Source organism: Arthrobacter sp. zg-Y895, assembly GCF_020731025.1.
Taxonomy (GTDB): Bacteria; Actinomycetota; Actinomycetes; order Actinomycetales; family Micrococcaceae; genus Arthrobacter_B.
On sequence record NZ_JAJFZY010000003.1, the window covers coordinates 76,058 to 89,240 of the forward strand.

At 64.2% G+C, this 13,183-nt stretch carries 6 protein-coding genes; 1 reads left to right on the top strand and 5 read right to left on the bottom strand.

The window, feature by feature from the left end; all coding sequences use genetic code 11:
* Window positions 1-78: 78 nt before the first annotated feature.
* From LJ760_RS02050 to rpoB, 5 genes are all read right to left on the bottom strand, one after another.
* Window positions 79-1,275, bottom strand: coding sequence for a 4-hydroxybenzoate 3-monooxygenase (locus tag LJ760_RS02050; protein ID WP_227918764.1), 1,197 nt, complete (start codon window positions 1,273-1,275; stop codon window positions 79-81).
* A gap of 158 nt (window positions 1,276-1,433) precedes the next feature.
* The gene (locus LJ760_RS02055) at window positions 1,434-2,717 is read right to left on the bottom strand and encodes an MFS transporter (protein ID WP_227918765.1); all 1,284 of its coding nucleotides are present in this window, start codon (window positions 2,715-2,717) and stop codon (window positions 1,434-1,436) included.
* A gap of 162 nt (window positions 2,718-2,879) precedes the next feature.
* A complete protein-coding gene (locus LJ760_RS02060) occupies window positions 2,880-3,647 on the bottom strand; it encodes an IclR family transcriptional regulator (protein ID WP_227918766.1) in 768 nt (255 codons plus the stop codon).
* Between the two features lie 136 nt (window positions 3,648-3,783).
* The gene (locus tag LJ760_RS02065; protein WP_227918767.1) at window positions 3,784-7,674 is read right to left on the bottom strand and encodes a DNA-directed RNA polymerase subunit beta'; all 3,891 of its coding nucleotides are present in this window, start codon (window positions 7,672-7,674) and stop codon (window positions 3,784-3,786) included.
* Window positions 7,675-7,865: 191 nt separating this feature from the next.
* A complete protein-coding gene (gene rpoB / locus LJ760_RS02070) occupies window positions 7,866-11,366 on the bottom strand; it encodes a DNA-directed RNA polymerase subunit beta (RefSeq protein WP_227918768.1) in 3,501 nt (1,166 codons plus the stop codon).
* A gap of 508 nt (window positions 11,367-11,874) precedes the next feature.
* Between rpoB and LJ760_RS02075 the strand changes: the two genes are divergently transcribed.
* The gene (locus tag LJ760_RS02075) at window positions 11,875-13,110 is read left to right on the top strand and encodes an acetyl-CoA C-acetyltransferase (protein ID WP_227918769.1); all 1,236 of its coding nucleotides are present in this window, start codon (window positions 11,875-11,877) and stop codon (window positions 13,108-13,110) included.
* The last annotated feature ends 73 nt before the right edge of the window (window positions 13,111-13,183 follow it).

Consider the following 13,183-nt stretch of genomic DNA (forward strand, 5'->3'; position numbering starts at 1 on the left):
GCTTTCCAAGCATCCACGTGGTCGAGACCACGTTACACCGCCTGTTCGTTGGATGTACAGATGTTCGTTATGCGAACGCTAGTCGTGCGGCCAGCCCGTGTAGGCCTCGGCCAGGTAGGCGCTGCCGTGCCGGGAGGAGACGACGCCGCTGAGCTCTCCCAGCGCACGCTTGCGTTCGAAGGGGCTGGCGTCCGCCCGGGTGTGCAGCATCGACGTCATCCAATAGGAGAAGTTCTGCGCGCGCCAGACCCGCTCGAGTGCCTTGTCACTGTACCCGTCCAGCAGGTCAGGGGACTTGGTGGCGTAGAACGAGTCAATGGCCTCGAACAGTACCTTCACGTCGGCCAGGGCAAGGTTGAGGCCCTTGGCGCCGGTGGGCGGAACCGTGTGTCCGGCGTCGCCCGCCAGGAACAGGTTGCCGTACCGCAGGGGTTCACACACATAGCTGCGGAACTTCAGGACGGTCTTTTCGAAGATGGGGCCCCGCGTCAGCTCGAAGCCGTCCGGGCCGTCCACCCGCGCCTGGAGTTCATCCCAGATGCGGTCCTCGCTCCACGCGTCCGCGTCCTCGTTCGGATCACACTGGAAGTACATCCGCTGGACGGAGTCGTTGCGCTGGCTGATCAGGGCAAAGCCGCGGTCGGAATTGGCATAGATCAGTTCCGGGGCACTGGGTGCGGCCTTGGTGAGGATACCGAACCAGGCGAAGGGGTATTCGATGAAGTTATCCGTGCGCGCTTCCTTGGGGATGGAGCGCTTGCAGATTCCGCCGGAACCGTCGGAGCCCACCAGGATTTCACAATGGATTTCAAAGTCCCTGCCGTCGCTGTCTGTGAACAGGATTTTGGGGGTTTCCGTCGCCAGGTCCGCGACGGATGTTTCGCTGACTCCGTAGCGGACATCGCCGTGGTCCCGTTCCCGGGCGGCGGCCAGGTCCGTGAAGACCTCGTTCTGCGGGTACAGCCACACGGACTCCCCCACCAGGTCTTCAAAATCGATCCGGTGGCTCTCACCGCCGAAGCGCAGGTCGATGCCCTCGTGGCGGTACCCCTCCGTAAGCACCCGGTTGCTTACCCCGGTGTCGGTCAGCATGCGGACACTTCCGTGCTCCAGGATGCCGGCCCGGTGGGTGGTGCGGATGGTCTCGCGGTCCCGCTTCTCCACCACGATATTGTCGATGCCGGACTTCGACAGCAGGTGCGAAAGCATCAGTCCGGCAGGGCCGCCGCCCACAATGCCGACCTGCGTCTTGAGGATAGTGCGCTCTGCACCCATCTATTACTCCCTTGAAAACTTTGTAGCGGACACTACCTCCCAGTGTGACTGCCGGCACACGGGGAGCAGCAAAGTGATTCTCATTGAATGGGAAATCGGTGGGTATCCGGCGCCGCGGATAGTCAGGCGCGGTTCACGGGTCCGGTTTAGGGACCGGTTTACCGTCCGGGGGCGGGCAGTGACTCCGGCTCCGCGGGAAGCTCCGAGGCCAGCAGCGCACCCCGCCGGGGCACCCCTATCAGCAGCAGGAACACGCACTGGCCCAATGCCACGGCCACGGCCAGCCAGAGGGTCGGCACAGCACCGATCCAGCCCAGCAGCACCGCTCCGAGGACACCGCCCAGCACAACGGAGCCCTGGGTGAGGGTGCGGCGGGTGGACGAAACGCGGGCCAGAAGGTCATCCGGGATCAGTGCAGTGGTCAGGGCCGAGCTGTTCACCATCATCAGGCCAAGAGCCAGGCCGAAAAGGGTGAACGATACCCCGATGCTCAGCACCGCGAGATGCGGCCACAGTGCAGTGAGCGGCACGAGCGCGAAGTTCAGCGGCATCATCAGCGCTGCCAGCAGCATGGCGCGGAGCGGGCCGATCGCCTTCCCAATACGCGGGGCCAGCACCGCACCGACGATTCCGCCGACGGCGCTGACGGACCAGATGGCACCGAAGAGTGCCGGGTCCATTGCCAGATCGTGAAGGATGAACCAGGACTCGGCAGCCTGGTAGAGACCGGCGGCGAAGTTGTTGGTAGTGGTAGTCATGATCAGTGCCAGCAGAACGCGATGGCCGGCGATGAACCTGACCCCCGTCGCGACGGCTTCCCGGATGCCCGGCCGATCCGTCTTCGGCGGGGCCGGGTTGTCCGGGGGCAGCCGGGCCAGTCCCGCGGCGGCGACCAGCTGTGTGGCTGCGCTTACGGCAAGCACGGCCGGCGCCGGAAGAAGCCGCACCAGTATCCCGCCGGCCGCCGGACCGGCCAGGGACACCACCTGCTCGGAGGCCATCAGCGAAGATGCGGCATCGGCGATCCGGTGCCGTCCCACCAGCCGCGGCAATACCGAGGTATGGGCGGCCATAAAGAACACGTCGGCAATCCCGACCACCAGGATCACGAGCAGCAGCTGCCATGCCTCCAGCCAGCCCAGGAAGAACGACGCAACGGCCCAGGCATAGGCTGCTGCACGGACCCAGGTCATGGCGAGCATGGTCCGCCGCTGCCCCCACCGGTCAACAGCCACCCCTGCCACCAGCCCGAAGAGCAGCGGCCCGGCGCTGCTTAGGGGTGCGGCCAGCCCGGCTTGGAACGGCGTAGCGCCAAGCACGGAGATCATTCCCACAGACACGGCAAACACGGCAACATCACGGCCGGCGTGCACCGCAGTGGTGGCCAGCCACAGGCCGCGGAAAGCAGGCAGCGCCCAGACGCCCGCCCCTGATTTTGCCACTCTGTCCCCCGTTGTGCCGCTCCGTTTGGTGCCGGCACGGAATTGCCGGAGAAGGTCCCGGCAGGATGTGCTGCCGGCCCGGCACTACTATTACCCGGGAGTCCGCCGCCGGCCTGCAGCGCCACGCGGCACGGCCGGTTCCGGCCATGGCCGGCCGGTGGGTCAGCGCTGGTAGTGGGGTCCTGCGGCCTCTGCCCGGACGCCCAGGCCGCGGGAGATTCCGCGGGCAGCAGTCATCAGCGCCGGGATGGTCGAAGAGATGTGTTCGCTGCCGGTGGGCACCACGACTCCGATGGCGGCCACGGCCGTGCCGCCCGGGCCGAAGACGGGCACGGCTATTCCCGTGGTGTCCGGAACGACGGCGCCGGGCAGGCTTGCGCTGCCTTCCAGGCGCATTTTTGCCCAGGAAGAACGCAGCCGCTTTTCCTCGGAGGCATCCGGGTTCTGCTGCGCCAGGTACTCCTCCTGTACGTGCCGCGGCGAGTGGGCCATCATCACCATCCCCGATGAGGAGACGTGGACAGGGAGCCGGCCCGCGACCTTCGCGTGGTTCAGCACCGATCCGTGGCTGGAGAGGCGTTCGATGAACAGCACCTCATCCTGGCGCAGCACGGACAGCTGGGTGTGCTGCCGAACCACTGCCTGGATGTCTTCCATAAACGGCATGGCAATCTGTTTGAGGCCGAGGGCGGCGGAGCTGCGGTTGGCCAGTTCCCACAGGCGAAGGCCCAGACGGACGCCGCCGTCGGCCTCCCGCTGCAGGAAGCCGTGCCCCATCAATTCGTTCACGATCCGGTGCGCGGTGGACAGCGGCAGCCCGGCGCGGCGGGCCAGCATGGCGATGGGCATGGCCTGGTGGGTTTCGTCGAAGGCACTGATGACCCGCACGATCCGGCTGGTCATGGACTCGCCGCTCGGGGAATTGGCCATTGTTTAAGTCTCGCACAGCCAATATCCGGCACGGCGACTATCCCGGCCTAGCCGTTAAACGCGGCAGGTCCCGCACCCTGGGGGTGCGGGACCTGCCGTTGACGCTGCGCACTACACGCGGCGCCGGTTGCCTTGGTTAGCGGAAGTCGCTGCCCATGTCGTAGTCATCCAGCGGGATGGCGTGGAACTCAGGGCTCAGGCCGCCGTCAACGCCGGCGTAGTCGAAGTCGCTGAAGGCGCTCGGGCCGGTGAAGAGATTGGCCTTTGCTTCTTCGGTCGGCTCGACAGTGACCTCGGTGTAACGGGGCAGGCCCGTTCCGGCCGGGATCAGCTTACCGATGATGACGTTCTCCTTGAGGCCGAGCAGCGGATCGCTCTTGCCTTCCATGGCAGCCTGCGTCAGGACGCGGGTTGTCTCCTGGAAGGAAGCTGCGGACAGCCAGGACTCGGTGGCCAGGGAGGCCTTGGTGATACCCATGAGTTCCGGACGGCCCGAAGCAGGCTTCTTGCCTTCCGAAACGACGCGGCGGTTCTCGCTTTCGAAGCGGCGGCGTTCGGTCAGCTCACCCGGGAGCAGATCGGAATCGCCGGACTCGATCACGGTTACGCGGCGCAGCATCTGGCGGACAATAACCTCGACGTGCTTGTCGTGGATGCCCACACCCTGGCTGCGGTACACGCGCTGGACTTCGTCCACCAGGAATTCCTGTGCCTTGCGCGGGCCGAGGATACGGAGGATCTGCTTGGGATCCACCGCACCGAAGACCAGCTGCTGGCCAACCTCTACGTGGTCGCCGTCGGCAACCAGCAGGCGGGCACGGCGCAGGACCGGGTAGGCGATTTCCTCGGAGCCGTCGTCGGGAGTGACAACCAGACGCATCTGGCGGTCGGTCTCTTCCAGCGTGACCCGACCCGCGGTCTCGGAGATCGGAGCAACACCCTTAGGCGTACGTGCTTCGAAGAGCTCCTGGATACGGGGCAGACCCTGGGTGATGTCCTCAGCGGAAGCAACACCACCGGTGTGGAAGGTACGCATGGTCAGCTGGGTACCCGGCTCACCAATGGACTGTGCGGCAATGATGCCCACGGCCTCGCCGATGTCCACGGTCTTACCCGTGGCCAGGGAGCGGCCGTAGCAAAGTGCACAGGTACCGACGGCGGACTCACAGGTGAGTACGGAGCGGACCTTGATGTCGGTGACGCCGGCTTCGAACAGCTTGGCGATGAGGACGTCGCCCACATCGTCGCCGCCCTTGGCCAGGACGTTGCCCTGTGCATCGGTGACGTCGGTGGCCAGCGTACGGGCGTACGCCGAGTTCTCGACCTCTTCGTGCAGCTGCAGTTCACCGTTGGAGTCCGGAACCGCGATGGTTACGTTCAGGCCGCGCTCGGTGCCGCAGTCTTCCTCGCGGACAATGACGTCCTGGGAAACGTCCACCAGACGACGGGTCAGGTAACCCGAGTTGGCGGTACGCAGAGCGGTATCGGCGAGACCCTTACGGGCACCGTGGGTGGCGATGAAGTATTCCAGCACCGACAGGCCCTCGCGGTAGGAGGACTTGATCGGGCGCGGGATGATCTCGCCCTTAGGGTTGGCCACCAGGCCACGAATACCGGCAATCTGGCGGACCTGCAGCCAGTTACCACGGGCACCGGAGGACACCATGCGGTTGATGTTGTTGAACTCGGGCATGTTCGCCCGCATTGCAGCAGCAACCTCGTTGGTGGCCTTGTTCCAGATGTCGATCAGTTCCTGGCGGCGCTCGTCTTCAGCGATCAGGCCCTTGCCGTACTGGCTTTCGACCTTGGCAGCCTGCGCTTCGTAGCCTTCCATAATGGCGGGCTTGTCGATCGGAGCCGCGATATCGGAGATGGCAACGGTAACGCCCGAGCGGGTGGCCCAGTAGAAACCGGCGTCCTTCAGGTTGTCCAGCGTTGCAGCCGTGACGACCTTCGGGTAGCGCTCAGCCAGATCGTTGACGATCGCGGAGAGCTGGCCCTTATCGGCAACTTCCTTCACCCACGGGTAGTCCGCGGGCAGCGTCTGGTTGAAGATGACCTGGCCGAGGGAGGTTTCGATGAGGGCAGGAGTGCCCTCTTCCCAACCTTCCGGTGCCGGCTGGCCTGCGCTGGGGACGAAGCCGTCCACGCGCATCTTCACCAGTGCGTTCAGGTGCAGCTCGCCCATGTCGAAGGCCATGATGGCTTCGGCCATGGAACCGAACACGCGGCCTTCACCGGCAGCACCGTTCCGCTTCGTGGTCAGGTGGTGCAGGCCGATGATCATATCCTGCGAGGGCAGGGTGACCGGGCGGCCGTCGGACGGCTTCAGGATGTTGTTCGAGGACAGCATCAGGATGCGTGCTTCAGCCTGGGCTTCGGGGCTCAGCGGCAGGTGGACTGCCATCTGGTCGCCGTCGAAGTCAGCGTTGAAGGCGCCGCAGACCAGCGGGTGCAGCTGAAGGGCCTTACCTTCAACGAGCTGCGGCTCGAAGGCCTGGATGCCGAGGCGGTGCAGGGTGGGTGCACGGTTGAGCAGCACCGGGTGTTCGGTGATGATCTCTTCCAGTACGTCCCAGACCTGCGGACGGAAACGCTCGACCATGCGCTTGGCGCTCTTGATGTTCTGGGCGTGGTTGAGGTCAACCAGGCGCTTCATCACGAACGGCTTGAAGAGCTCCAGTGCCATCTGCTTCGGCAGGCCGCACTGGTGCAGCTTCAGCTGCGGGCCAACGACGATAACGGAACGGCCGGAGTAGTCAACGCGCTTACCCAGCAGGTTCTGGCGGAAGCGGCCCTGCTTGCCCTTGAGCATGTCGGACAGCGACTTCAGCGGACGGTTGCCCGGTCCGGTGACCGGACGGCCGCGGCGGCCGTTGTCGAACAGGGAGTCAACAGCTTCCTGGAGCATCCGCTTTTCGTTGTTCACGATGATCTCGGGGGCACCGAGATCCAGCAGGCGCTTCAGGCGGTTGTTGCGGTTGATCACGCGGCGGTACAGGTCGTTAAGGTCCGACGTCGCGAAGCGGCCGCCGTCGAGCTGGACCATCGGGCGCAGTTCCGGCGGGATAACCGGAACGGCGTCCAGGACCATGCCCAGCGGGCTGTTCGTGGTGGTCAGGAACGCGTTGACAACCTTCAGGCGCTTCAGGGCACGCGTCTTGCGCTGGCCCTTGCCGTTCTGGATGATGTCGCGCAGGTTCTCGGACTCGGCCTGCATGTCGAAGTCTTCAAGACGCTTCTTGATGGCTTCGGCACCCATGGAGCCTTCGAAGTACAGACCGTAACGGTCACGCAGTTCGCGGTAGAGGCCTTCGTCGCCCTCCAGGTCGCCGACCTTGAGGTTCTTGAACCGGTCCCAGACCTGCTCGAGGCGCTCGATGTTGTTGTCGGCGTCGCGGCGGACCTTGGCCATCTGGCGGTCGGCGGAGTCGCGTGCCTTCTTCTTGTCGGCAGCCTTGGCGCCTTCGCCCTCGAGGCGGGCAAGCTCGCCTTCCAGGTCCTTGGCGATCGCGGCAATGTCGGAGTCGCGCTGGTCGACGAGGTGCTTGCGCTCCACGTCGTGCTCGGCCTGCAGGTTCGGCAGTTCCGCGTGGCGGTTCTCTTCGTCCACCGAGGTGATCATGTAGGCAGCGAAGTAGATGACCTTCTCAAGGTCCTTCGGTGCCAGGTCCAGCAGGTAGCCCAGGCGGGACGGAACACCCTTGAAGTACCAGATGTGGGTGACCGGAGCGGCGAGCTCAATGTGGCCCATGCGTTCGCGGCGCACCTTGGCACGGGTGACCTCGACGCCGCAGCGCTCACAGATGATGCCCTTGAAGCGGACGCGCTTGTACTTACCGCAGTAGCATTCCCAGTCGCGGGAAGGACCGAAGATCTTTTCGCAGAAAAGACCGTCCTTCTCCGGCTTCAAGGTTCGGTAGTTGATGGTTTCCGGCTTCTTGACTTCGCCGTATGACCAGCCGCGGATTTCATCCGCGGTGGCAAGGCCGATTCGCATGAGGCCGAACGTGGAATCGTTGGACATGGGTCCCTGTTCTCTCTTGTTCTCTAAATCTGAATGTCTCGGGGTACGGAAAGAGCTCTAGGTGACCATCCCACTGGCGCCAGGCGGTCCGGGTTAGGCGGCTTTAATATTCCGTTGCGAGCTCTGCGAGCCGCGGAATTTCGTTGCCGCCGTTCCGGACCGTCCCGGCGCCAGCCGGGACGGTGATACTGCTAAACCTCTTCGACGGAGCTGGGCTCTGCGCGGGACAGATCGATACCCAGTTCCTCCGCGGCCCGGAAGACTTCTTCATCCGAGTCACGCATTTCAATCGTGTTGCCTTCGGTGGAGAGGACTTCCACATTCAGGCAGAGCGACTGCATTTCCTTGATCAGGACCTTGAACGATTCCGGAACGCCGGGCTCCGGGATGTTCTCACCCTTGACGATGGCTTCGTAGACCTTCACGCGGCCATGGATGTCATCGGACTTGATCGTGAGCAGTTCCTGCAGCGTGTAGGCGGCGCCGTACGCTTCCAGGGCCCAGACTTCCATTTCACCGAAGCGCTGTCCGCCGAACTGTGCCTTACCACCCAGCGGCTGCTGCGTGATCATGGAGTACGGACCGGTGGAGCGTGCGTGGATCTTGTCGTCCACCAGGTGGTGCAGCTTCAGGATGTACATGTAGCCGACCGAGATCGGGTCCGGGAACGGCTGGCCGGAGCGGCCGTCGTACATCCGGGCCTTGCCCGATGCACCGATCAGGCGGTTGCCGTCACGGGTCACGTTGGTGGAGTCGAGCAGGTTGGTGATCTCGTCCTCGCTGGCGCCGTCGAACACCGGGGTGGCGACAGTGGTGGGACCGGTCTCACGGGGCAGGTTCGGCAGGTCCTTGACCCAGTCCGGCTCGCCTTCGATCTTCCAGCCCTGCTTGGCAGCCCAGCCCAGGTGGATTTCCAGGACCTGTCCGACGTTCATTCGGCCCGGAACACCCAGCGGGTTCAGGATGATGTCGACGGGGGTTCCGTCTTCCATGAACGGCATGTCTTCGATCGGGAGGATCTTGGAGATGACGCCCTTGTTGCCGTGGCGGCCGGCCAGCTTGTCACCGTCGGTGATCTTGCGCTTGTGGGCCACGTAGACGCGGACCAGCTGGTTGACGCCCGGGGGCAGCTCGTCGTCGTTGTCACGGTCGAAGATGCGGACGCCGATGACGGTGCCGGACTCGCCGTGGGGCACCTTCAGGGACGTGTCGCGGACTTCGCGGCTCTTCTCGCCGAAGATTGCGCGCAGCAGGCGCTCCTCCGGGGTCAGTTCCGTTTCGCCCTTCGGGGTGACGCGGCCGACCAGGATGTCGCCGGCTTCAACCTCGGCACCGATGTGGATGATGCCGCGCTCGTCGAGCTGTGAGAGCACCTCTTCGGAGACGTTGGGGATGTCGCGGGTGATTTCCTCGGCACCAAGCTTGGTGTCGCGGGCGTCAACCTCGTGCTCCTCAATGTGGATGGAGGTCAGGACATCGTCGGAGACCATGCGCTGGGACAGGATGATGGCATCTTCGTAGTTGTGGCCTTCCCATGACATGAATGCCACGAGCAGGTTCTTACCAAGGGCCAGTTCACCCTGGTCCGTTGCGGGACCGTCGGCGATGATGCTGTTGACCTCAACCCGGGCACCTTCGGAGACCAGCACGCGCTGGTTGTAGGCGTTGCCCTGGTTGGAGCGCTCGAACTTCATGATCGGGTAGCTGGTCTCGGTGCCGTCGTCGTTCATGACGGTGACGAGGTCAGCGGAAACCTCGGTGACAACACCGGGTTTCTTGGCGGTCACGGAGTCGCCGGCGTCAACGGCGGTGTACTTCTCCATGCCGGTGCCCACGACGGGACGCTCGGAACGGAGCAGCGGCACAGCCTGGCGCTGCATGTTCGCACCCATAAGGGCGCGGTTGGCATCGTCATGCTCGAGGAACGGAATCAGGGCCGTAGCCACCGACACCATCTGGCGCGGGGAGACGTCCATGTACTCGACCTCGTTGGGCTCAACGAGGACGGGCTCACCGGAGCCGCCGCGGGCACGGACAAGGACGAGGTCCTCGGCGAAGTGCTGGTCGGCGCGCAGCGGAGCGTTTGCCTGGGCAATGGTGCGCTCAACTTCGTCATCGGCGGTCAGGTAGTCAACCTTGTCGGTGACTACGCCTTCCTCGACCTTGCGGTACGGGGTTTCGATGAAGCCGAACGCGTTGATGCGGCCGTAGGAAGCCAGCGAACCGATCAGGCCGATGTTCGGGCCTTCAGGGGTTTCGATGGGGCACATACGTCCGTAGTGGGACGGGTGCACATCTCGGACTTCCATGCCTGCGCGGTCACGGGACAAACCGCCCGGGCCCAGCGCGGACAGGCGGCGCTTGTGCGTCAGGCCGGCAAGCGGGTTGTTCTGGTCCATGAACTGCGAGAGCTGGGAGGTTCCGAAGAACTCCTTGATTGCAGCAACAACGGGACGGATGTTGATCAGGGTCTGCGGCGTGATGGCCTCGACGTCCTGGGTGGTCATCCGTTCGCGGACTACGCGCTCCATACGGGACAGGCCCGTGCGGATCTGGTTTTCGATCAGTTCGCCGACGGCGCGGATGCGGCGGTTGCCGAAGTGGTCGATGTCGTCGACCTCAACGCGGATGTCGACGTCGTCGCCGTTGCGCTTGCCCGGAACCGTCTTCTCGCCGGCGTGCAGTGCTACGAGGAACTTGATCATGGCGACGATGTCGTCATTGTTCAGTACCGAAGCATCGGAATCCGTCAGAGGCTTGTCGATGCCCAGCTTGCGGTTGATCTTGTAACGGCCAACCTTGGCCAGATCGTAACGCTTCGGGTTGAAGTACAGGTTGTCCAGCAGGGTCTGGGCAGCCTCGACCGTGGGCGGCTCGCCCGGACGGAGCTTGCGGTAGATGTCCAGCAGGGCATCTTCGCGGGTTTCCGTCGGGTCCTTTTCCAGGGTGGCCCGAATGGAGTCGTACTCGCCGAAGGTCTCGAGGATCTGGCCTTCGGTCCAGCCCAGTGCCTTGAGCAGCACGGTGACGGACTGCTTGCGCTTGCGGTCCAGGCGGACGCCCACCTGGTCACGCTTGTCGATCTCAAGTTCAAACCATGCACCGCGGGAAGGAATGATCTTCGCGGTGTAGATGTCCTTGTCACTGGTCTTGTCCGCGGTGCGCTCGAAGTATGCGCCCGGGGAACGGACCAGCTGGGAAACAACAACACGCTCGGTGCCGTTGATGACGAACGTTCCCTTGTTGGTCATGAGGGGGAAGTCGCCCATGAACACGGTCTGCTGCTTGATTTCACCCGTGTTGTTGTTCATGAATTCGGCTTTAACGTACAACGGGGCCGAGTACGTAGCGTCCCGGTCCTTGCACTCCGCCATGGTGTACTTCGGGTCGGCAAACTCCGGCTCCGAGAAGCTCAGGGACATGGTGCCCTGGAAGTCTTCAATCGGGGAGATTTCCTCGAAGATGTCAGCCAGGCCGGAAGTGGTGGCAATACCCTGTTCGCCGGTCTCCCGCGCCTTTTCAACGCGCGCCTTCCAGCGCTCGTTGCCGACGAGCCAGTCAAAGCTGTCCGTCTGCAGGGCAAGAAGATTGGGAACGTCAAGCGGTTCGTGAATCTTTGCGAATGAAATCCGGGAAGCTGCGTTCTCCGGATTAGTAGCGGTTTCGTTATTAGAGGTGCTCGAGGCGACCAAGAGGGATCCTTCCACAGACCTTCAGGCGTGTTTCACGCCTCCTCCCCTGCACGATGCGGACCGAGTCCGTGTGCGTCCCAGTGTCCGGCATGGGGCCTATCCACAGGTTGCGGATACTGCCCGGCACGGAACGAAGCCCACCGCTATATGAAGGCTGAAGGTTAACAGGAGGAAGCAAATATCCACTATAGGGCATTATGGGCAGACAAGTCTACCCGGTATCTGAACCCTGCTTCGCTCAACCCCTCCGAAAGGATGTTCCGGGGATCGAATTTCCGGCTGACTCATCTGAGACTAATCCCGGAATCGAGGGGGAGCTACAGGCTGCACCGGCGCACCGTTCACGCATCGGATACAGATACCTTACCGCACAACGGCGCTTTTATGCGTGCCCGCATGGTGTGCAGTGCCGCGGACCCCTGTGACGGCGCTCTCCCCCGGCGCGCCGGGGTGGCGTAGCCTTATCCCTGTCTTCAATGACGAATACACCGACGAAAGCGATGCACGAGTGACTAACGCACCCACAAGCACCTCCGCAGCCCGCGAGGGCGCCGCCGTTCCCGAAGTGGTTATTGTCGGGGGCGCACGTACGCCCCAGGGCCGCCTGAACGGCCAGCTGTCCGCCTTCACGGCCGTCGAGCTCGGCGCGTTTGCCATCAAGGGCGCGCTGGACAAAGCCGGCGTTGATGCCGCGGCTGTCGACTCCGTCATCATGGGGCATGTGGTGCAGGCCGGCTGCGGGCAGAACCCCGCCCGCCAGGCCTCCATCAAGGCCGGCATCGGCTGGGACGTCCCGGCGGTCACCGTCAACAAGGTCTGCCTGTCCGGCCTGGCTGCGGTGATTGATGCCGCTCGGCTGATCCGCGGCGGCGAGGCCACCGTGGTGGTGGCCGGCGGCCAGGAATCCATGACCCGCGGACCACACCTGCTTCCCGGTTCCCGGCAGGGCTGGAACTACGGCAACATTTCCGCACTGGATTCGGTGGCACACGACGGCCTCACTGATGCCTTCGACAACGATTCCATGGGCATTTCCACCGAGCGGGGAAACACGAAGCTGGCCATCAAGCGCCTGGAGCAGGACGAAGTAGCCGCTGCCTCGCACCGGCGCGCGGCAGCCGCCATGGCCTCCGGGATCTTCGACGCGGAAATCGTTCCCGTGACGGTGCCGCAGCGCCGCGGAGAGCCCCTGGTCCTTACCTCGGACGAAGGCGTGCGGCCCAACACCACCGTGGATACGCTGGCGGGCCTTCGTCCGGCGTTCGATTCCGAAGGAACCATCACGGCAGGCAACTCCTCTCCCCTGTCCGACGGTGCGGCAGCACTGATCATCACGACCCGGGACTACGCCGAAGCCAACGGATTGAATGTCCTCGCCGCCGTCGGGCTTCCCGGCCAGGTCGCGGGCCCGGACAACACGCTGCATTCCCAGCCCTCCAATGCCCTCTTCGCCGCGCTCGGGCGGGCCGGCTGGAGCACCTCGGACCTGGACTTCATCGAGATCAACGAGGCCTTCGGTGCCGTGGCGGTCCAGTCCCTCAACGAACTGGGGATGGACCTTGAACAGTGCAACCTGCACGGCGGAGCGATCGCACTCGGGCATCCGATCGGCGCCTCGGGCGCCCGGCTGGCCCTCACGGCAGCGCATGAGCTTGCCCGGCGCGGATCCGGCCGGGCCGGCGTCGCGCTCTGCGGCGGCGGCGGGCAGGGCGAGGCGCTGCTGCTTTACCGCGAAGAGGCATAACCGCCCCGGAGCAGCTGCCCCGGAGTGACCGCCCCGAAATCAAAACAGAAGGCCCCGTTCCTTTCGGAACGGG